Genomic DNA, 19,916 nt, shown 5'->3' with positions numbered 1-19,916 from the left:
GCCGGGGGCGGACCGACCACGATCGCCCTCGCGGGTCTCTTTCCGGATAATGTCATCGGCATTCACGCGACGACGCCGCAGGCGCCGCCCGGGCTCAGCCTCGAAGTGCTCGACGCCACCGAACGGCAATGGGTCGAGCACACGCGCGCTTTCGTCGCTGACCGCCTGGCCTACGCGAAGGTCATGGCGAGCGCGCCGCAGACGATCGGGTATGCCCTCGTCGACTCCCCGGTCGGGCTGCTCGCCTGGATTCTGGAGAAGTTCTTCGAGTGGAGTGACACCGCCGACACGCCGTTCGAAACGATCTCGCGCGACCGCATTCTCGACAACGTGACCCTGTACTGGCTCACCGCGACCGGCGCGTCGGCGGCGCGCATCTACTTCGAGAGCCACCAATCCCTCGACCCCGACCTGCGCGTGACGGTGCCCGCGGCCCTCACGACCTACCCGCACGACATCGAGAAGCACCCGAGGCCTTGGGCGGAGGAACGCTTCCTCCAGATCGTGCGGTGGCGAGCGCCCGAGTGTGGCGGCCACTTCCCGGCGCTGGAGGTGCCGGAGGCCTTCGTTCACGACCTACGGGAGGGGTTAGCGGCCGTTCTGACTGCGTCGGTGTGACATGCGGACGGAGGTTTGGCGCGGCGTGACCTGAAACCAGGCGCTACGCGACACGTCGGAAACGCGGCCCCTCGTACCCGTCCCGCTCAACGTTCCCCAAGAACATCTCCACCGGCCGCACCCAGTACGAGTAGTCGTCGTAGAGCTTCCGGTACGACACGAAGACTTCCTCGGTTTCCGAGTGCCGCGCAGTCCCGAACACCTCATAACGCTGGCCCTTGAAGTGCTCATAGATGCCGGGTTCGATTTCCACTCGGCTCGCCCCCTCCGTAATTGTCGAACGATGCATCGTGCGTGTATCTCGGGTGCCGAGTATGGCAGTCGGCCGCGGGGCAGGTGACGACCGCGACGCAAGAGGCACCTCCTCCCCCTGAAGATCGCAGGACCCGCCGGTGCACGTTCACTACGGTGAAAGTGTGGACCCCGAAACGCCCATCGATACCGCGGCACCGCCGCCGCTCGGCCGGTTCGTCGAGGTGGACGGGCGCCGTCTGTGGGTGGACATGCGGGAGGGCCCCGGCCCCTGCGTGGTCTTCCTCCCCGGCTCGGGCGATGTCGGCCTCGATCTGTGGCGCGCCTACGACCGCATCGCGCCATCGCGAGCCGGCGTCATCTACGACCGGGGCGGTACGGGGTGGAGTTCCTCCGTCGCCCTTCCGCGAACCGCGGCCGCCGTCGCCGAAGAACTCGAGGGTCTCCTCCGTGCGCTGAGGGTGGAGGGTGCCGTCGTCCTGGTCGGTCACTCCCTCGGCGGTGCGTACGCGCAGCGTTTCGCTCAGCTGTACCCCGGTCGCGTCGCCGGCATGGTTCTGCTCGACCCTGTGCACGGTGCGTGGAACGAGGCGATGCCCGATCGGCTTCGGATCGCCGTCAACGCCTCGTCGACCGTCGTCGTCACCGACGAGCACCGTGCCGCCGCTCGTCGGTGGAGAGACGCGGTCACCGCCGATCTTCCGCCCGAGATCCGTCACCACGTTCGCGAACGTCACCGCTCCGACGCCCTCCGGACGGGACCGCGAGAGGGGGCTAACTTCACCGAGATCCTCGACGAGCTCGGCACCGGCCCCTTCGCTGCCCCGACGGTCGTGCTCCAGGCCGGGGCGATCGACCCGCTGCAGGCGCAGTTCCGGAGCGTCGGCGACCTCCGCCTGCAGCTCGACGCCCTGCGCCACATGTACGCGACGGCACTGCCCGAGGGGTCGATCCTCCGGGAGCTGTCGACGGCGACGCACTCCGACATCGCGCTGCGGTTCGCGGAGGACGTCGCGGACGCGGTCAGCGACCTCGACGCCGTCGTCGCGGGCGCTGCCGATCAGCCCGCCGGCACCGGACATGAGCCACGGCGGTGAACGGCATGGGTGCGATCGTGGCGCGCGGAGAGTGAAGGTGCAACATGACGGAGAAGATCGACTTCACGAAGGCCTTCGACAGTTATCAGGCCAGGGTCGGCGAGTTCAGGGTCCTTGAGATCCCCGAGATGCGGTACCTCATGATCGACGGGCACGGCGACCCCAACACCTCACCCGCCTACACGCAGGCTCTGCAGGCGCTTTACCCCGTGGCGTACAAGCTGAAGTTCGCGAGCAAACGCGACCTCGGCCGCGACTACGTGGTGCCCCCGCTTGAAGGCCTGTGGTGGGCGGAGGACATGGATGCCTTCACCGTGGCCAGAGACAAATCGCAGTGGGACTGGAGCATGATGCTCATGGTTCCCGAGTGGATCGACGAGACGATGTTCCACGAAGCCGTTGACGTCGTCAAAGCCAAAGGATCGGTTGATCGGCTGGACGACGTTCGGATCGAGACTCTCGCCGAGGGGGTGTGCGTGCAGACGCTGCACATCGGTTCCTTTGACGATGAAGCAGACGTGCTGGAAAAGATGCACGATGAGTTCATCCCCGGTCAGTGGCTCAGCCTGAGCGGGAAGCACCACGAGATCTACTTCAACGACGTCCGCAAAGTCGCCCCCGACAAGCTCCGCACCCTTCTACGTCAACCCGTCACCAAACGCGCGTAGACAGCGGCCCGGCGACCCCGTTCGGAGCGGTGCCACGCCGGGCGCCCTGCGATCATCGACACATGACAGACGACCTCGACGCGACCGAACTCGCCCACCTGCGCCGCGCGATCGCGCTCTCGGTCAGCGCGCGCGAGCGAGGAAACCACCCTTTCGGCGCGATCCTCGTCACCGACGACGGGCGGATCCTCGAGGCCGAGAACACTGTCCTCACCGATCGCGATGTCACCTGCCACGCGGAGACGAACCTCGTGCGCCTCGCCGGGCGCGAACTGGATGCCACCGAGTTGATGGCATCCACTCTCTATACGTCGTGCGAGCCCTGTGCGATGTGCGCGGGCGCGATGTTCTGGGCGGGGATCGGACGCATGGTCTACGCCCTGTCGGGCACCGGGCTCATCGCCCTCGCGGAATCGGGCGAGGATGGCCGCGAACTCGACCTGCCGTCGCGCGAGGTGTTCGCCCGCGGGAGTCAGCGGGTGGTCGTGTCGGGTCCGCACCTCGAAGACGAGGCCGCCGAGCCGCACCGCGGGTTCTGGGGGTGAGCGTGATCGTCCGCGTTTCCGAGGCGTACGTGCGCGACGGGCTCGAAGAGGAGTTCCTCGCTCGCCTGCGCGATCTCGTCTCGTCGTTCCCCAACCGGTACGAGGGACTGCTCCGCCACGCGGTGCTCGTCGACCTCGACGATCCGCGCCGCGTGCAATACGTCAGTGAGTGGGCCGACGAAGCGGCGCCCGTCGCGTACGCGGGGGAGGGCTGGCGCACCGACGCGGTGACGTTCCCCGATGAGGAGGCCTACCTCACCGGGCCCCTCGTTCTTCGCCACCACGAGTCGATCGAGATCGACACGGCCGGCGACTGAGGCGACTCACGCCGCGAAGCGGATGACGCCCGTGATGATGAGTGTCACCGCCGTCGTCCACAGGGCGATCGCCGCGGCCTGCCACGCGATCACCCGCACCGGGGGAACGCCGGTAGAGGTGAGGGCCGCGGCGGTGAACTGCGTCGGCAGCAGCAAGGGGCCGAGAAGGCTCACACCCGCGGTGCCGTAGCGGTGGTACGCCCGCTCGAACTTCTGCCGTCGCGGCGAGAGCGGCTCGGCCGGGCCGCCGCGGCGCGTGGTGACGGCGGTGCGCACCCGCGCGGTGGCGAGCACGACGATCGTGACACACAGCAGGTTGCCGACCGCCCCGGCGATCGCGGCGACGACGGGGTGGATGCCACCGATGATGCCGATCGCGGCAGCTCCCTCTCCCTCGATGAACGGCACCGCACCGGCGAGTGCCACGATGAGCGGCTGCACGAGGCCGGGCACGTCGGCGACGAGGCCCTGGAAGCCGAGGATGAGGTCGGACAGGGGGTTGGACATGGCTGCTCCGGGGGATCGGTCGCGGCGGGTTCCGCGGTCATTCCATCCCATCGACGGCGCACCGCTCGCGGCAGTGTCGCCATGTCATCGGCATCCCGGAGGAAGCGACGCCCGACCCATGACAGATGTCACGGTCGTACAGTGGCCGGGGTGAGCACCCCCGCCGCCGTGACGTCCTACGCCCGCGATGTGAGCGCGACCTGGTGGTACACGGCCGGGTCGATCCTGGCGTTTCATGTGCTCGGAATCGCGGTCTGGTCGGTGCCGATCCTGCTGCGCCCGACCCTGCTGCCCGAGCCGCTCGCGATCACGCTGTTCTTCGTCGGCTCGGCGGGCTCTCTCGCTGCCGCCGTGGCCCTTCTCGTGCGCTATCGGCATGAACCGGTCGACGGCGACGAGGCCCCGGTTCGCCGGTCGTGGCCCCTTCTTCTGGCCGGTGCGGCCAGTGGGGCCCTGATGGCTCTGAGCGTGGGTTCACTGATCCTCGGCACGTGCCTCGCGGCCTATGTCCTGTGCCTGGTGCGGTGGCGCAGTGGCATCCGTCTGCGTCTGGTGGTCCTGCTGGTGATCGGGATCCTCGCGGTCTGGTTCGTGGATGCCACGCGCCTCGCGCCCGAGGCCTCCGGCTCGTCGGTGTTCGGGCTCGTGCTGTTCGTCGCGATGCTGCCCCCGCTGGCGGCGACGTCGCTGTGGTGGTGGGACATCGTTCGGGAGCTGGACCGGGCGCGTCGCGCCGAGGGAAAGCTCGCCGCCGCGCAGGAGCGGCTTCGCTTTGCGAGCGACCTGCACGACCTACAGGGCCACCACCTGCAGGTCATCGCGCTGCAGCTCGAGCTCGCCGAGAAGATGATGGGGCGCGACCCCGACGCCGCGGTGGAGCAGGTGCGGGCGGCGCGCGCGAGTGTCGACGAAGCCCGCCGTGGCACGCGCGACCTCGCGAGCCGCTTCCGCGGTGTGCCGCTCCCCGACGAGCTCGCCAACGCCGCCGACCTGCTGCGGGCAGCCGGTCTCACCGTCGAGCTGCTCGTCGACGCCGAGGCGCACCGCGCTCCCGCCGACGTGCTCGGACCGGTCGTGCGCGAGGCCACGACGAACGTCCTCAAGCACGGCGGGGGAGACCTGGCATCCCTCTCGCTCTCGCGTCACCGGGGCGACTGGGTGCTCGTCGTCGAGAACGACGCGGGCGCCGCGAGCTCTCCGGTCGGTGACGGTGCCGGCCTGGCCGGGATCACCGAGCGCGTCGGCGCGGTCGGGGGATCGATGGACGCCGGCCGGGTCGGCGAGCTGTTCCGCATCACGGTGCGCGTGCCCGAGGGGGTGCCCGCGTGATCCGGGTGCTGATCGCCGACGACGAGGACATGATCCGCACGGCGCTCGCCGCGCTGTTGCGCCTGGAGCCCGACCTCGAGGTGGTCGCCGAATGCCGCGACGGCGAGACCGCGCTCGCCGAGGCCGAGAGGTTGCGGCCCGACGTCTGCCTGCTCGACCTGGAGATGCCGGGGCTCGACGGCGTCGACACCGCCGCGCAGATCCGTCGGCGCGTGCCCGCGCGGTGCGTCATCGTCACTCGGCACGCCCGCCCCGGCGTGCTGCGGCGGGCTCTCGGGGCAGGCGTGGACGGCTTCCTGCCGAAGTCGCGACCGGCGGATGACGTGGCCGCGGTGATCCGCGAGGTCGCCGCCGGGCGGCGCTACGTCGACCCCGAGATCGCCGCCGACGCCCTGAGCGACGAGCGGAGCCCCCTCACCGACCGGGAGCTCGACGTGCTGCGCGCGGGAGCGCGAGGTGAGACGGTCGCCGCGATCGCGGCATCCCTGCACCTGTCGGCCGGGACCGTGCGCAACCACGTCTCGTCGGTGCTCGGCAAGCTCGGCCTCGCGAGCCGCCAGCAGGCCACGATCCACGCCCGCGAGCGGGGGTGGATATGATCCGCCGCATGCCTCTCATCCGCCCGGCCGAGCTGACGGACGCCCAGGCGGTCGAGCGGGTCGAGATCGCCGCCGACGCCCTGCTCGTCGCGTTGCTGGAGCCACAGGAGTGGCCGCCGGCCGAACCCGCCGAGGAGCGCTTCGCCGCGCCCGGGTTCCTGCTCGTGGCGGAGGCGGACGATGCCGAGCTCGCCGGGTTCGTGCACGTGACCGAGACCGAGGGCATCTGCCACCTGGAGCAGCTATCGGTCGCGCCGACGCACGCGCGGCAGGGATGGGGGCGTGCGCTCCTGGAAGCGGCGAAGCGCGAGGCGAGCACGCGAGGCCACCGGCGCATGACCCTGCGCACCTACGCCGACGTGCCGTGGAACGCTCCTTTCTACGCCACGGCCGGATTCCGCGAAGAGCAACCCTCGACGGCGTTCCACCGTTCGCTGATCGACGCGGAGGAGCGACTCGGGCTGAACGCCTACGGCCGTCGCGTGCAGATGGTCGCGGTCCTCGGCTGAGGCGCGATCGCTACCGGCCCACGACCGCCGCGACAGCCTCGATCTCGACGAGCTGGTCGTCGTAGCCGAGGACGGTGACACCGAGCAGCGTGCTCGGGACGTCGTGGTCTCCGAACGCGTCGCGGACGACCTCCCACGCGGTGACGAGATCGGCCTGTCGGGTGGATGCCACGAGCACTCGCGTGCTGATCACGTCGGTGATCTCGGCACCCGCCGCGCGGAGCGCAATCGTCATGTTCTCGACGCAGGCCGCGGCCTGCGCCGCGTAGTCGCCGATCGCGGCGGTGGAGCCGTCGGGGTTCAGCGGGCATGAACCGGCCAGGAAGATCAGCCGCGCGTCCGACGGGGCGGTGGCGGCGTAGGCGTACTCGGCGGCATCGGACAGAGCGGAGGAGCGGATGAGGGTCACGGCGGAGGGCACGGTCTCACCGTAGCGAGGGCGCGTCGCGGCGCCGACCGCCGTGTACCGCGGGGGAGTGGCATCCGCACACCTCTCCCTTCGAAGGGGCCGGCGTCCGGGCGGTTCAGCCCGGTCTAGTAGGGTGGACCACTGGCGAGATCTCTTGATATCGAGAGATTCGTCTCCTCCCACCACCGATCGCCCAGCGAAGGATTGTCCGTGGATCTGTACGAGTACCAGGCACGTGATCTGTTCGAGAAGTACGAGGTGCCGGTGCTCGCCGGCATCATCGCCGACACCCCTGAGGAGGCGAAGGCGGCCGCGGAGAAGCTCGGCGGTGTCGTCGTCGTCAAGGCTCAGGTCAAGACCGGAGGCCGCGGCAAGGCCGGCGGCGTGAAGGTCGCCAAGAACCCCGACGAGGCCTTCGAGGCGGCGCAGGCCATCCTCGGCCTCGACATCAAGGGCCACGTCGTCAAGCGCGTCATGGTCGCCGCGGGCGCCAAGATCGCCAAGGAGTTCTACTTCTCGGTGCTGCTGGACCGCGCCAACCGCTCCTACCTCTCGCTGTCCAGCGTCGAGGGCGGCATGGAGATCGAAGAGCTGGCGGTCGAGCGTCCCGACGCTCTCGCCCGCATCGAGGTCGACCCGCTCGAGGGGATCACCCCCGAGAAGGCCCTCGAGATCGCCAAGGCCGCGAAGTTCGACGACGAGCTGGCGCCCAAGGTCGCCGACGTCTTCGTCAAGCTCTTCAACGTCTACAAGGGCGAGGACGCCACCCTCGTCGAGGTGAACCCCCTCATCCAGTCAGAGGACGGCGACATCATCGCCCTCGACGGCAAGGTCTCGCTCGACGAGAACGCCGGCTTCCGCCACCCCGAGCACGAAGAGCTCGAAGACAAGGATGCCGCCGACCCCCTCGAGGCCAAGGCCAAGCAGCACGACCTGAACTACGTCAAGCTCGACGGTCAGGTCGGCATCATCGGCAACGGCGCGGGCCTGGTCATGTCGACCCTCGACGTCGTCGCCTACGCCGGTGAGAACCACGGTGGGGTCAAGCCCGCGAACTTCCTCGACATCGGTGGCGGCGCCTCGGCGACCGTCATGGCCGCCGGTCTCGACGTCATCCTCGGTGACGAGCAGGTCAAGAGCGTGTTCGTCAACGTCTTCGGCGGCATCACCTCGTGCGTCGCCGTGGCCGAGGGCATCGTCAAGGCCCTCGAGATCCTCGGCGACGCGGCGACCAAGCCGCTCGTGGTCCGTCTCGACGGCAACCAGGTCGAAGAGGGCCGCGAGATCCTCGCCGCCGCCAACCACCCCCTCGTGACCCTCGCCGCCGGTATGGACGAGGGCGCCGACAAGGCCGCCGAACTGGCCAACGCCTGAGCCGCGACATCGGAACAAGGAACTAGGACTATGTCGATCTACCTCAACAAGGACTCCAAGGTCATCGTCCAGGGCATCACCGGCGGCGAAGGCACCAAGCACACCGCGCTCATGCTCAAGGCCGGCACCCAGGTCGTCGGTGGCGTGAACGCCCGTAAGGCCGGCACCACCGTCTCGCACAAGGATGCCGCCGGCAACGACGTCGAGCTCCCCGTCTACGCCTCGGTCGAAGAGGCTATGCGCGAGACCGGCGCCGACGTGTCGATCGCGTTCGTGCCCCCCGCTTTCACGAAGGACGCGATGGTCGAGGCCATCGACGCCGAGATCCCGCTGCTCGTCGTGATCACCGAGGGCGTGCCCGTCGGCGACAGCGCCGAGGCGTGGGCGTACGCGAAGTCGAAGGGCGAGAAGACCCGCATCATCGGCCCGAACTGCCCCGGCATCATCACGCCGGGCGAGGCGCTCGTGGGCATCACGCCGGCCAACATCACGGGCAAGGGTCCGATCGGCCTCGTGTCGAAGTCGGGCACCCTGACCTACCAGATGATGTTCGAGCTGCGCGATCTGGGCTTCTCGACCGCCATCGGCATCGGCGGCGACCCCATCATCGGCACGACGCACATCGACGCGCTCGCCGCGTTCGAGGCCGACCCCGAGACCAAGGCGATCGTCATGATCGGTGAGATCGGCGGCGACGCCGAGGAGCGTGCGGCCGACTTCATCAAGGCCAACGTCACCAAGCCGGTCGTCGGGTACGTCGCGGGCTTCACCGCCCCCGAGGGCAAGACCATGGGCCACGCCGGCGCCATCGTCTCCGGCTCGGCGGGCACCGCTCAGGCGAAGAAGGAGGCCCTCGAGGCCGCCGGCGTCAAGGTCGGCAAGACGCCGTCCGAGACCGCCGCCCTGATGCGCGAGATCATCGAGAGCCTCTAAGCGCTCTCGTTCGAGGGCCCGGATGCCAATGGCATCCGGGCCCTTTTCCGTGTCCAGGGTCGGTGCGGTGCGGTGCGGTGCGGTGCGGTGGTGTTGCGGTGCGGCGCGGCGCGGCGGAGTTGCGGCACGGCGGCGCGGCGAGTGCACGCGATCGGGGCGAGCGCACGCGATGTGGGCGACCACGCCGTGTGCGTTCGGCCAGGTCGCGTGATCTGGCGGCGCAAACTCAGGGGCGCGGGTCAGCTGAGCAGCGACTCCACGGGGCCGCGGGCGAAGAACACGACGAAGCCGGCGGCGACGATCCACAGCAGGGGGCTCACGCGGCGCGCGCGACCGGAGAGCGCCTGGATGACGACCCAGCTGACGAAGCCCGCGCCGATGCCGTTGGCGATCGAGTAGGTCAGGGGCATGATCGTCACGGTCAGGAACACCGATAGGTCGCTGAGGTCGACGTGGCGGATCTGGCCCATCATCAGCGCACCGACGCTCACGAGCGCGGCGGCGGCGATCTCGGTGGGCACGACGCTGGTCAGCGGCGTGAAGAACATCGCCAGCAAGAAGAGTGCTCCGGTCACGACGTTCGCGAGGCCCGTCCGGGCGCCCTCGCCGATACCCGACCCCGACTCGATGAACACGGTGTTCGACGACGAGGAGGTCGCGCCGCCGGCCACGGCGCCGATGCCCTCGATCACCAGCGCCGAGCGCAGGCGCGGGAAGGTGCCATCGGGGGCAGCGAGGCCCGCCTCGCGGGAGAGACCGGTCATCGTGCCCATGGCGTCGAAGAAGTTCGTGAAGACGAGCGTGAAGACCAGCATGAGGGCCGCGAGGACACCGATGCGGCCGAATGAGCCGAACAGGTCGACCTGGCCGACGAGCGACAGGTCGGGCAGGCCGACCCACTGCGCCGGCACCGTCGGGACGCTGAGGCCCCAGCCGCCGGGGTTCTCGGCCGAGCGCGCGCCGAGCCGCGCGATGGCCTCGACGATGACCGCGATGACGGTGCCGCTGAGCAGCCCGATGAGCAGCGCCGCCTTGACCTTGCGCACCATCAGCACGGCGGTGATGAGGAGGGTCAGCACGAACAGCGCCGTCGGGATGGTCGCGATCGAGCCCTGCACGCCGAGGCCCACCGGGGGCGACGAGAGGCCCGTGGCGGTGACCAGCCCGCTGTCGACGAAGCCGATGAAGGCGATGAACAGGCCGATGCCGACGGTGATGGCCGTCTTGAGAGCCAGCGGCACGGCCTCGAAGATCATGCGGCGCAGACCCGTGACCGCCAGGAGCACGATGATGAGCCCGTTGATCACGACGAGGCCCATCGCCTCGGGCCACGGGTGACGAGGCCGAACAGCATCGTCATGACGCCCGCGGTGAGGGCCGTGACCGCGGCCACCTGCGGGAAACCCAGCGCGTTTCCGGCGACGTCCGGCGTCCCCGACAGGATGATCGGGTTCAGGATGACGATGTACGCCATCGTCACGAACGTCACCACGCCGCCGCGCACCTCGGCGCCGACGGAGGACCCGCGCGCGGTGATCTCGAAGAAGCGGTCGAGCGCGTTCTTCGGTGCGGGGTCGGCGGTGGTCTCGGGAGCGGGCGTGCTCATGGGGGCTCCAGGAAATGAGGGAGGGCGGTGCCGGGGAGGGGTGAGCGGGCCTATCGTGGGGGACATGTCGCTCTCAGGAGAGTATCTGCCCAGTACCAGCGAATGGGCCCGTACGCAGGCCGAGACCTTCGAGGCCACGGGGGGCCAGGAGGCCGCGGAACTGCGGGGCGTTCCCATCATCGTCCTCACCACCGTCGGAGCAAAAACGGGGGGCCTGCGCAAGACGGCTCTCATGCGCGTCGAACACGACGGTCGATACCTCGTCGTGGCATCCAAGGGTGGGGCTCCCGAGCACCCGGCCTGGTTCTACAACCTCGTGAAGAACTCGCGCGTCGCGCTGCAGGACGGCGACGACAAGCGCGAGTACGACGCGCACCAGGCCGAGGGCGCCGAGCGCGACGAGTGGTGGGCCCGCGCGGTGGCGGTGTGGCCCGACTACGACGAGTACCAGCGCAAGACCGAGCGCCGCATCGAGATCTTCGTCCTCGAGCCCGTCGACTGACGAGCACGCCCGAATGCCGCCGCGCCTGAGCGGCGCTGTCGGGGGCCGCGGGTAGGGTCTGAGTCGCTCATGCATCGTCTACTCGTCGCCCTCCTTGCCGCCCTCGACGCCGTGCTGGCGGCCGCGGGCGGTATCGCCGTGGTGCTCGCGCCCCTGACGCTCCTGTGGGTGTTCGGCGGGGGCGATCCCGACTGGGGCGCCCTCTGGCCCGCGTCGGCCGCGGTGTGGCACCTGGGCCATCTCGTGCCCGTCTCCGTGACGTTGCCCGACACCTATCTCGCGGCCACGGGCATCGACCCCGCGCTCGCGACCTTCACGCTCTCGCTCGCACCGCTCGCGTTCGCGGTCTTCACCGGTCTGTTCGCGGCCCGCTCCGGCTCGCGCGCGGCAGAAGCGGGCGCCGCGATCACCGGCTGGCTGTCCGGGTCGCTGGTCTTCGCCGCGCTCTCGACGCTCGTCGCGCTGACGGCGAATGCCGAGCTCGTGGCATCCGAGATCTGGCTGGCGATCCTGCTGCCGTCGTCGATCTTCTTCGCCTCATCGTTCGTCGGCGCCGTCGTCGGGTCGTGGCGGGTGGGCGATGACGGCCCCGTCGACGCGCTACGGGACCGGCTCGCGCGTCTCCCGCGGGCCTGGGCCGAAGTGCCCGCCTTGGCGGTACGCGGCCTCGCCCTGACCACTCTCGGACTCGTCAGCGTGGGGGCCGTGGTGTTCGTCGCGGGGCTCGTCGCGGGCTCCGGCCAGGTGATCGGGCTCTTCCAAGCCAGCAACGCCGACGCCGTCGGCGCGACCGTGATCGCGCTGGGGCAACTCGTCTACCTCCCCACGCTCGTGCTGTGGGCGCTCGCGTTCACCGCCGGTCCCGGCTTCGCGATCGGCACCGACACCGCGGTCACCCCCGCCGCGACGCAGGTCGGCGCGCTCCCCGGCATCCCGGTGCTGGGCGCCGTGCCCGATTCGACCTCGCCGTGGTTGCTGCTGCTCGTGCTGCTGCCCGTCGGGGTGGGTGCGCTGACCGGGTGGATCCTGAGAGGCCGGATGCCGCTGGCCACCGGCCCCGAGCCGATCGGACCGCGCCTCACCCTCGCCGTCGTCGTCGCCGCGCTCACCGGCGGGGTGGGGGCACTGGTCGCGCTCGTCTCGTCGGGCGCGATGGGGCCGGCGCGTCTCGCCGACACGGGACCGCAGCCGGGTCCCCTCGCCCTGGCGCTCGGTCTCGAGGTGCTCGTCGGCCTCGCGATCCTGCTGCTGAGCCCGCGCGTCGGTGGCCGGACGGCGCCTGTCTCCGAGGCGCGCGAGTACGTCCCGGCGTTCTCGTTCCCGACGCGCGAGCAGGTGCCCTTCGACCGCGCCGAGCACGCGACCGGACCGACCCCCACGGCCCCCGGCCCGGGCGTCGGGATCGCGACCGATGTATGGCCGAGTGCCTACCGGGATCCGGATGCCGCGGAGGCGGGGCCTGCGCCGGACGCCACCGCCGCGGAGAGCGATGACGACGTCCGCGCGCGCATCCGGGCCGCGTGGGGCGACGCCGCGCCGGATCAGCGCTGACCTGTCGGCGCGCCGTCGGCGACGCGGTCAAGTCCGGGGAGACGGGCCGATCCGCGCGCTCGAACGCACCTGCGTAGACTGGCCTCCGTGCTCACGGTCGCCGTCCTCATCTCCGGCACCGGCTCCAATCTCCGCGCCCTGCTCGAGGCGGCCGCCGCCCCCGACTTTCCGGCGCGCGTGGTCGCGGTCGGTGCCGATCGCGAGGCCGACGGCTTCGCGCACGCCGAGCACTTCGGCATCCCGACCTTCCTCGTCCCCTTCGATGCCTTCGCGTCGCGCGCCGAGTGGGGAGCGGAACTGGGGGCGCAGTTGCGCGTGTGGCAGCCCGACCTCGTCGTGCTGAGCGGCATGATGCGCCTGCTGCCCGCCGACCTCGTCGCCGAGTGGGAGCCCCGCATCATCAACACCCACCCGGCGTACCTGCCCGAGTTCCCCGGTGCACACGGGGTGCGCGACGCCCTGCGGGCCGGCGTCGCGCAGACCGGGGCGAGCGTCATCGTCGTGGACTCCGGCGTGGACACCGGTCCGATCCTCGCGCAGGAACGCATCCCCGTGCTCCCCGGCGACGACGAAGAGGCGCTGCACGAGCGCATCAAGCCCGTCGAGCGCCGCCTGCTCATCGACGTGGTCCGCCGCATCGCCGAGGGCGACCTCGACCTCGCCGTCGCGGCATCCCGAACCCCCTGATCCCGCGGGCGTCCGCACGCCCGCGTCCTTGAACCCCGACACGAGACACAGGAGCCGCAGCCATGGCCGGACCCCGCCACGACCCCGCCGACTACCGTCCCCGTGACGTCGTCCCGATCCGCCGAGCGCTGGTGTCGGTGAGCGACAAGGACGGCCTGCTGCAGCTCGCCGAGGCCCTGGCCGGTGCGGGCGTCGAGATCGTCTCGACCGGCTCGACCGCGGCGACGATCCGTGACGCCGGCCACGACGTCACCGACGTCTCGACCGTGACCGGGTTCCCCGAATCGCTCGACGGGCGCGTGAAGACGCTCCACCCGAGCGTCCACGCGGGTCTCCTCGCCGATCTGCGTCTGGCCAGTCACGAAGCGCAGCTCGATGAGCTCGGCATCCTCCCCTTCGAGCTCGTGGTGGTGAACCTCTACCCGTTCGTCGAGACCGTGGCATCCGGGGCCGAGGGCGACGACGTCGTGGAGCAGATCGACATCGGCGGCCCCGCGATGGTCCGTGCGTCGGCGAAGAACCACGCGAACGTCGCCATCGTCGTCTCGCCCGAGTCCTACCCCGCGATCATCGACGCGGTGCAGCGCGACGGCGGCACCTCGCTCGTGCAGCGGCGCGAACTCGCTGCCCGCGCCTTCGCGCACACCGCGGCGTACGACACCGCGGTGTCGACGTGGTTCGCCGAGGGCACGCTCGGTGACGACATCGACCTGCCCGCGCACCTCACCATCCAGGCCGAGCGCCTGTCGACACTGCGGTACGGCGAGAACTCGCACCAGCGCGCCGCGATCTACACCCGCGTCGGCGGTCACGGGATCGCGCAGGCGACCCAGCTGCAGGGCAAGGAGATGTCGTACAACAACTACGTTGACGCCGACGCGGCCCTCCGCGCCGCGTTCGACATGGTCAAGCCCGCGGTCGCGATCATCAAGCACGCCAACCCGTGCGGCATCGCCGTCGCCGCACCGAACGCCCTCGACCCGATCGCCTCGGCCCACCTGCGCGCGCACGAGTGCGACCCGGTCTCGGCGTTCGGCGGTGTGATCGCCGCGAACCGCACCGTGACGCTGAAGATGGCCGAGAACCTCCGCGATATCTTCACCGAGGTCATCATCGCGCCCGACTTCGAGCCCGAAGCGCTCGAGGTGTTCAAGCTCAAGAAGAACCTGCGCGTGCTGCAGCTGCCCGCCGACTGGCGGCAGGAGCCGATGGACGTGCGCCTGGTGTCGGGCGGGCTGCTGCTGCAGGATGCCGACCGGTTCCCCGACGACATCGAGTCGGTCGCGAAGAACTGGGAGCTCGTCTCGGGCGAGCGGCCCGCCGACGAGGACATGACGAACCTGATCTTCGCGTGGAAGGCCTGTCGCGCGGTGAAGTCGAACGCGATCGTCCTGGCGAAGGGCTCGGCGACGGTCGGTATCGGCATGGGGCAGGTGAACCGCGTCGACTCGTGTCGCCTGGCGGTCGAGCGCGCGGGCGACCGGGCCGCCGGGTCCATCGCGGCATCCGATGCCTTCTTCCCGTTCGCCGACGGGCCGCAGGTGCTCATCGACGCCGGCATCTCGGCGATCATCCAGCCCGGCGGATCGGTGCGCGACGGCGAGGTCGTCGACGCCGCCCGTGCCGCCGGCGTGACGATGTTCTTCACCGGCGAGCGGCACTTCTTCCACTGAGCGCCCGCCGCCGCTGCGGCCGTGCGCAGCTGCCGCCCGCTGTCGATAAACGCCCTGTCGAGCGAGACACGCCCTATTGCGTGGTGTCTCACTCGGCAGGGCGTTTATCGCGGGGGGCGCGGGGCGGGGCGCTACGCGCTGAGCGCGATGAGCTTGGCGATCGTGTTGGCGTTGCGGGCGGTCGCGACGACGCCGAGGTGTTTCTCGAACCAGCCCGCCTGCAGCTTCGAGCCGCCGATCCCCTCGGGGTAGCGCACGAAGACTTCGCGGCCGTCGAGGACCGCCTCTTCGGGGATGCCAGCAGGCAGACGCACCGCGGCGACGGCGGGGACGGAGTCGAGGAAGACCGTCTGGACCCACCGTCCCTCGGCCGCGTCGGCGAAGGGGTTGCGGGCGTGCGCGTCGGCGAGTTCGGCGTGAGAGCGCACCACGACGGGCAGATCGTGGCCGAAGGCCCCGAGCACAGCCGCCCGCACGACCCCGGCGACGGCCTCGGGGGAGCGTCCCGCGTCGTCGAGCACGATGTTCCCGGCCACCTGGAGAGTCTCGACCTCGCCCAGCCCCGCGGATGCCAGCACCTCGCGGAGAGTGGCCATCTTCAGCGCCGTGGGGCCACCCACGCCGCGGAGGAGCGCGATCGTCCGGGTCACGACGCAAATCTACGCCGGAGGACCCGCCGGTCGGGCGGAAAGGCGCCGGCACGTCGGGGCCGCGGTGAAAGACCGCACCCCGCCCTGATGGTCAGGGCGGGGTGCGGGGGAGAGGGTGCGGTCAGGCCGCGGCGACGAGTTGCACGCGGTGCGCGCTCTCGTGCTCGTGCCAGGTGGTGGCGTCGAGCACCAGACCCGACGACATCGCGGCCTGGTCGGCGAGCTGGCGGAGGTACCCGCCGGACAGGCGCTGGGCATCCACGCTCGAGTACAGGAATCGCAGGGGGATGGACGGCTGGATCCATAGCGTGGTGCGGGCGTGCGAGGCCGCGGCATCCGTCCACGTGATGGTGAACGACTCGCTGCGACGCAGCTTGGTCGAGAAGACGACCTGAAGGTACTGCAGCAGTCGATCGTCGATGTCCATCGGCTGCGGGTCGGAACCGTAGAAGAGCTTTCCCATGGTGACTCCTGGCGTGTGTGAATGGCTCAAAGAACGAGGGGGAGGACGACCCCGACCGCGACCGAGACCGTCACCGCAGCCGCGACGACGACGGGCGTCGGTGCGGGCGTGAACGGGCGACCGGCAGCCGGGATGAACGTGGATCTCCGCACGGGTGCGGTTCGGATCCCGGTGAAAAGACTGTGGGCCATCGCGGTTCCCCCCCCTTCGTCCACGGTGCGCCGGGCTGTCAACCCCGGTGAAGATCAACCTAGCATGTAATTAACTCAGTTAGTAAACACGGTTGAGGTTCACCACGGTGAACAGTCACTGAACGTGATGGTCAGGTTCGGAACTTTAGGGGGTTAGGTATAGTGCTTCGGGGCATGAGCTACGTAGGGAGCGGTTCAATGACGGAGAAATCGGGTGATTCGTCGCCGTTGATGGCAGCGCTCGCCTTCTACGTCCGGGAACGAGACACGGCCGCCGCCCAGGCGCGCAAGCAGCTCGGTGTCAACGAGCTCGACGCCAAGGCCCTCGCCTACGTCGGGTCTCACCCCGGCGTCCGGCCGTCCGAGCTGGCGGGCCATCTCGGTGTGACCTCGGCCGGAATCACGACAATGGTGGAACGGCTCGTGCGTCGCGGCATTCTGCGCCGAGAGTTCGATGCGGCGGACCGCCGAGTGAACCACATCCATCTGGTCGTGGACCTCGAAAAGGAGCCGTGGTCGCAGCTGGCCCGCTTCGACACGACCTGTCGACAGATCATCGGCCACCTCGACCCGCAGGTCGAGGCCAACCTCGCGGACTTCCTCACTCACACCACCGCCGCCGCGCGGGACCAAGCCCGACGCATCGACCCGCAGGCCGCCGGCAAGTCCGAGTCTTCGGTCGCGTAGCTAGTCCTGGGCGTGCGCGTTCAGGTGGGCCATGTGCTCGATCGACTTCGCCTGCAGGAAAGCGCAGAGAGCGGCGGTGTTCGCCAGCTCCTCGCACAGGTCGTACAGGGACTCGGGTGAGAGCTCGGTCACCTCGGGCTGCGCCTCGATCGTGACCCGCCAGTCCGGTGCCCCGGTCTCGATGGGCTGGATGTACACCGAGGTCGTGGCGTTTCGCAGGGGGAAGATCACCAGGCCGCTGTCGCGACCATCGACGGCTTCCTGATCGGCGACGTACGCGGTGCCGATCCGGCCGGGCTCTTTCGCGCCGAATTCATCCAGCCATACCTGCAACGTGTCTTTGCTGCGAAACGGCACCTTGCCTACCCCCACGGTTCACGGTGAAGGCGGGCTCCACCGCATGAATCGTACGACAGATTGGACTCGGTCCATCAGTTGCGACTTCGCGGCGCAGCGGTGTCATCGCGCGCCGCGAGCGCGCGGGGTCACGCGGTCTCGCGGCCGAGCGTCTCGAGGAGACGCAGCCAGACCTCGCTGACCGTCGGGTACGAGGGAACCGCGTGCCACAGTCGCTTGACCGGCACCTCGCCCACGACCGCGATCGTGGCCGAATGCAACAGTTCGGCGACGTCGGGGCCGACGAAGGTCGCGCCCACGAGCACTCCCCGGTCGAGGTCGACGATCGCGCGGGCGCGGCCCACGTAGGCGTCGGACTGCTCGCTGGCGCCCGCGACGTGCGCGAGGTCGTAGTCGAGCACCTTGACGTTCAGCCCGCGCTCTTCCGCGCGCTTCGCCGTCACGCCGACCGAGGCCACCTCGGGATCGGTGAAGGTCACTTGCGGCACGGCGTCGTGGTCGGCGGTCGCCACGTGCGCGCCCCACGGGGCGTCGTCGACCTCGCCGCCCTGCGCTCGGGCGGCGATGACGTCGCCGGCGGCGCGCGCCTGGTACTTGCCCTGGTGCGTGAGGAGTGCGCGATGGTTGACGTCGCCGACGGCGTAGAGCCAGTCGAACCCTCGCACGAGCAGGGTGTCGTCCACGTCGAGCCACGAGCCGGCATCGAGCCCGACGGTGTCGAGTCCGAGGTCGTCGGTGCGGGGAACGCGGCCGGTGGCGACGAGGACCTCGTCGGCGGTCACGGACGTGCCGTCGGACAGCTCGAGAACGCGGCGCCCGTCGTCGTCGCGGCGTGCGGCCGTGGCATCCACCCCCGTCTTGACCGTGACTCCCCGCTCGCGCAAGGAATCGGCGACGAGCTCGCCGGCGAACGGCTCGGTGCCGCCGAGCAGCCCCGAGCGCGCGATGATCGTGACTTCGGCGCCCAGGCTGGAGAAAGCGGTGGCCATCTCGGCCCCGACGACACCGCCGCCGAGGATCGCGAGCGAGCGGGGGATCTGCTGCACCGCGGTGGCCTCGCGACTCGTCCACGGCGCGATGTCGGCCAGGCCAGGGATGCCGGGAAGAAGCGCGGCCGAGCCGGTGCACACCGCGACGGCATGCCGAGCGACGAGGTCGGTGGTCGTGCCGTCGTCGGCGGTGACGCGCACCGTCTTCTCGCCGGTGAGACGGCCGTGGCCGCGCACGAGATCGATTCCGGCGCCCTGCAGCCACTCGACCTGTCCGGAGTCGTTCCAGTCGCTCGTCATGGAGTCGCGGCGACGGAGCACGGCCGCGACGTCGAGGTCGCCGGTGACGGCCTGCTTCGCGCCGTCGACGTTGCGCGCGGCCTGCAGGGCGGCACCGCTGCGCAGCAGAGCCTTCGACGGCATGCACGCCCAGTACGAGCACTCGCCCCCGACCAGCTCGGACTCCACGATGACGGCCGTGAGCCCGGCTTGCACGGCACGGTCGGCGACGTTCTCGCCCACGGGGCCGGCGCCGATGACGATGAGGTCGTATTCGCGTTCGCTCATGTCCCTCACGCTAGCGAGGGGCGACGACATTGCGCAGGGGTTGCGCGGTGGGGATGCCGGAGGGTGCGGCGCGGTGCGGGGTTGGGGCGCAGGATGCCGTTTGGGGCGCGAAATACCACGCCCCGAACGGAAGAACGCGCCCCACGCCGGCGAGGCGACGCGCCCCACCCCGGCGAGACGCGGCGCCCGGCGGAGGCCGGCCAGGGTTGACGCCCGATCTGAACCGGTTTAGAGTCAGAGCCACTGAACCGGTTTAGGTCAGCGGATGCCACAGTGAGGTGACGGATGACGAACGACACGCGACCCACGATCGCCGATGTCGCGCGGCGCGCCGGGGTCAGCAAGGGCCTGGTGTCCTTCGCGCTGAATGGTCGCGCGGGCGTCTCGCCCGATACTCGCGCGCGCATCCTCTCCGTCGCTGCCGAGATGGGATGGAGCCCGAGCCTCCGCGCCCGCTCGTTGAGCGTGGGGCGAGCGTTCGCGTGCGGCCTCGTCATCGGACGCAGCCCCGACGTGATCGCCGCGGATCCCTTCTTCCCCTCGTTCATCGCGGGCGTCGAGGACGAGTTCTCGGTGTCCGGCCAAGTGCTGGTGCTCGCGGCCGCCACCCCCGGCCGCCACGAAGAGCAGACCTACCGCGGACTCGCCGCGGACCGTCGCGTCGACGGCGTCATCCTCTCCGACCTCCGTGCCGACGACCCCCGCATCGACCTCGTCGCGAGCCTCGGCATCGCCGCGGTGACCCTCGGCATCCCCGATGTCGACAGTCCCTTCACCTCGGTGTCGGTGGACGACGGCGCGGGGATCCGTCTCGCGGTCGACCACCTCGCCGACCT

General features: G+C 70.2%; 23 protein-coding genes and 2 pseudogenes. 16 read left to right on the top strand and 9 right to left on the bottom strand.

What is annotated here, in order from left to right; translation table 11 throughout:
• Positions 1–618, top strand: a pseudogene (locus tag LQV45_RS05155) (epoxide hydrolase); the annotation flags it as partial.
• Positions 619–661: 43 nt separating this feature from the next.
• On the opposite strand, the gene LQV45_RS05150 reads toward LQV45_RS05155, so the two are convergent.
• A complete protein-coding gene (locus LQV45_RS05150; RefSeq protein WP_230006061.1) occupies positions 662–871 on the bottom strand; it encodes a DUF1653 domain-containing protein in 210 nt (69 codons plus the stop codon).
• Between the two features lie 163 nt (positions 872–1,034).
• Between LQV45_RS05150 and LQV45_RS05145 the strand changes: the two genes are divergently transcribed.
• The 4 genes from LQV45_RS05145 (at position 1,035) to LQV45_RS05130 (ending at position 3,497) form a co-directional block, all read left to right on the top strand.
• Entirely contained in the window at positions 1,035–1,967 is a 933-nt protein-coding gene (locus LQV45_RS05145; protein ID WP_230006060.1) for an alpha/beta hydrolase, read from the top strand.
• Between the two features lie 44 nt (positions 1,968–2,011).
• A complete protein-coding gene (locus LQV45_RS05140; RefSeq protein ID WP_230006059.1) occupies positions 2,012–2,635 on the top strand; it encodes a GyrI-like domain-containing protein in 624 nt (207 codons plus the stop codon).
• A 62-nt stretch (positions 2,636–2,697) separates the two neighbouring features.
• Positions 2,698–3,180, top strand: a complete 483-nt coding sequence (locus LQV45_RS05135; protein WP_230006058.1) for a nucleoside deaminase — start codon at positions 2,698–2,700, stop codon at positions 3,178–3,180.
• On the top strand, positions 3,177–3,497 hold the full coding sequence (locus tag LQV45_RS05130) for a putative quinol monooxygenase (RefSeq protein ID WP_230006057.1): 321 nt from the start codon (positions 3,177–3,179) through the stop codon (positions 3,495–3,497). Before LQV45_RS05135 ends, LQV45_RS05130 begins: the two co-directional genes overlap by 4 nt.
• A 6-nt stretch (positions 3,498–3,503) precedes the next feature.
• On the opposite strand, the gene LQV45_RS05125 is transcribed toward LQV45_RS05130, so the two are convergent.
• Entirely contained in the window at positions 3,504–4,004 is a 501-nt protein-coding gene (locus LQV45_RS05125) for a small multidrug efflux protein (protein WP_230006056.1), read from the bottom strand.
• A gap of 150 nt (positions 4,005–4,154) precedes the next feature.
• On the opposite strand from LQV45_RS05125, the gene LQV45_RS05120 reads away from it, so the two are divergent.
• From LQV45_RS05120 to LQV45_RS05110, 3 genes are read left to right on the top strand one after another with little or no spacing between them, the layout of a single operon-like run.
• A complete protein-coding gene (locus LQV45_RS05120) occupies positions 4,155–5,333 on the top strand; it encodes a sensor histidine kinase (RefSeq protein ID WP_230006055.1) in 1,179 nt (392 codons plus the stop codon).
• A complete protein-coding gene (locus tag LQV45_RS05115) occupies positions 5,330–5,932 on the top strand; it encodes a DNA-binding response regulator (protein WP_230006054.1) in 603 nt (200 codons plus the stop codon). The genes LQV45_RS05120 and LQV45_RS05115 overlap by 4 nt, the downstream gene beginning before the upstream one ends.
• Positions 5,933–5,940: 8 nt before the next feature.
• Entirely contained in the window at positions 5,941–6,441 is a 501-nt protein-coding gene (locus LQV45_RS05110) for a GNAT family N-acetyltransferase (protein WP_230006053.1), read from the top strand.
• A gap of 10 nt (positions 6,442–6,451) precedes the next feature.
• Here LQV45_RS05110 and LQV45_RS05105 read toward each other — a convergent pair whose 3' ends face one another.
• Complete coding sequence (locus LQV45_RS05105) at positions 6,452–6,862, bottom strand: RidA family protein (RefSeq protein ID WP_230006052.1); 411 nt, start codon at positions 6,860–6,862, stop codon at positions 6,452–6,454.
• 198 nt (positions 6,863–7,060) lie between these two features.
• On the opposite strand from LQV45_RS05105, the gene sucC reads away from it, so the two are divergent.
• The gene (gene sucC, locus LQV45_RS05100; RefSeq protein WP_230006051.1) at positions 7,061–8,224 is read left to right on the top strand and encodes an ADP-forming succinate--CoA ligase subunit beta; all 1,164 of its coding nucleotides are present in this window, start codon (positions 7,061–7,063) and stop codon (positions 8,222–8,224) included.
• Positions 8,225–8,254: 30 nt separating this feature from the next.
• A complete protein-coding gene (gene sucD, locus LQV45_RS05095; protein WP_230006050.1) occupies positions 8,255–9,157 on the top strand; it encodes a succinate--CoA ligase subunit alpha in 903 nt (300 codons plus the stop codon).
• 239 nt (positions 9,158–9,396) lie between these two features.
• On the opposite strand, the pseudogene LQV45_RS05090 reads toward sucD, so the two are convergent.
• A pseudogene (locus tag LQV45_RS05090) lies at positions 9,397–10,763 on the bottom strand (NCS2 family permease).
• A 64-nt stretch (positions 10,764–10,827) separates the two neighbouring features.
• Between LQV45_RS05090 and LQV45_RS05085 the strand changes: the two are divergent.
• The 4 genes from LQV45_RS05085 (at position 10,828) to purH (ending at position 15,176) form a co-directional block, all read left to right on the top strand.
• The gene (locus tag LQV45_RS05085; protein ID WP_230006049.1) at positions 10,828–11,265 is read left to right on the top strand and encodes a nitroreductase family deazaflavin-dependent oxidoreductase; all 438 of its coding nucleotides are present in this window, start codon (positions 10,828–10,830) and stop codon (positions 11,263–11,265) included.
• Positions 11,266–11,334: 69 nt separating this feature from the next.
• Positions 11,335–12,816: a DUF6350 family protein gene (locus tag LQV45_RS05080; RefSeq protein ID WP_230006048.1), complete on the top strand. Its 1,482-nt coding sequence runs from the start codon at positions 11,335–11,337 to the stop codon at positions 12,814–12,816.
• An 87-nt stretch (positions 12,817–12,903) separates the two neighbouring features.
• Entirely contained in the window at positions 12,904–13,503 is a 600-nt protein-coding gene (purN, locus tag LQV45_RS05075) for a phosphoribosylglycinamide formyltransferase (protein ID WP_230006047.1), read from the top strand.
• A 62-nt stretch (positions 13,504–13,565) separates the two neighbouring features.
• Positions 13,566–15,176 carry a bifunctional phosphoribosylaminoimidazolecarboxamide formyltransferase/IMP cyclohydrolase gene (gene purH, locus LQV45_RS05070; RefSeq protein WP_230006046.1) on the top strand — a complete coding sequence of 537 codons (1,611 nt, stop codon included), beginning with the start codon at positions 13,566–13,568 and terminating at the stop codon, positions 15,174–15,176.
• A gap of 131 nt (positions 15,177–15,307) precedes the next feature.
• On the opposite strand, the gene LQV45_RS05065 is transcribed toward purH, so the two are convergent.
• The 3 genes from LQV45_RS05065 to LQV45_RS05055 form a co-directional block, all read right to left on the bottom strand.
• The gene (locus LQV45_RS05065) at positions 15,308–15,826 is read right to left on the bottom strand and encodes a DUF1697 domain-containing protein (RefSeq protein WP_230006045.1); all 519 of its coding nucleotides are present in this window, start codon (positions 15,824–15,826) and stop codon (positions 15,308–15,310) included.
• A gap of 121 nt (positions 15,827–15,947) precedes the next feature.
• Positions 15,948–16,289 carry a hypothetical protein gene (locus tag LQV45_RS05060; RefSeq protein WP_230006044.1) on the bottom strand — a complete coding sequence of 114 codons (342 nt, stop codon included), beginning with the start codon at positions 16,287–16,289 and terminating at the stop codon, positions 15,948–15,950.
• 26 nt (positions 16,290–16,315) lie between these two features.
• Positions 16,316–16,480 (bottom strand): hypothetical protein, encoded by a 165-nt coding sequence (locus tag LQV45_RS05055; protein WP_230006043.1) that lies wholly within the window; start codon positions 16,478–16,480, stop codon positions 16,316–16,318.
• A 198-nt stretch (positions 16,481–16,678) separates the two neighbouring features.
• Here LQV45_RS05055 and LQV45_RS05050 point away from each other — a divergent pair, with 198 nt between their 5' ends.
• Positions 16,679–17,167, top strand: coding sequence for a MarR family winged helix-turn-helix transcriptional regulator (locus tag LQV45_RS05050; RefSeq protein WP_230006042.1), 489 nt, complete (start codon positions 16,679–16,681; stop codon positions 17,165–17,167).
• On the opposite strand, the gene LQV45_RS05045 is transcribed toward LQV45_RS05050, so the two are convergent.
• Both LQV45_RS05045 and LQV45_RS05040 read right to left on the bottom strand, forming a co-directional pair.
• Positions 17,168–17,524, bottom strand: coding sequence for a hypothetical protein (locus LQV45_RS05045; RefSeq protein WP_230006041.1), 357 nt, complete (start codon positions 17,522–17,524; stop codon positions 17,168–17,170).
• A gap of 128 nt (positions 17,525–17,652) precedes the next feature.
• Positions 17,653–19,080 carry an NAD(P)/FAD-dependent oxidoreductase gene (locus tag LQV45_RS05040; protein ID WP_230006040.1) on the bottom strand — a complete coding sequence of 476 codons (1,428 nt, stop codon included), beginning with the start codon at positions 19,078–19,080 and terminating at the stop codon, positions 17,653–17,655.
• A gap of 285 nt (positions 19,081–19,365) precedes the next feature.
• Between LQV45_RS05040 and LQV45_RS05035 the strand changes: the two genes are divergently transcribed.
• Positions 19,366–19,916: LacI family DNA-binding transcriptional regulator (locus tag LQV45_RS05035; protein WP_230006039.1), on the top strand; the 551-nt coding region annotated here is incomplete at its 3' end.

This window comes from Microbacterium sp. Bi128 (assembly GCF_918698205.1).
This window is presented reverse-complemented; position numbering and strand designations above follow the sequence as displayed.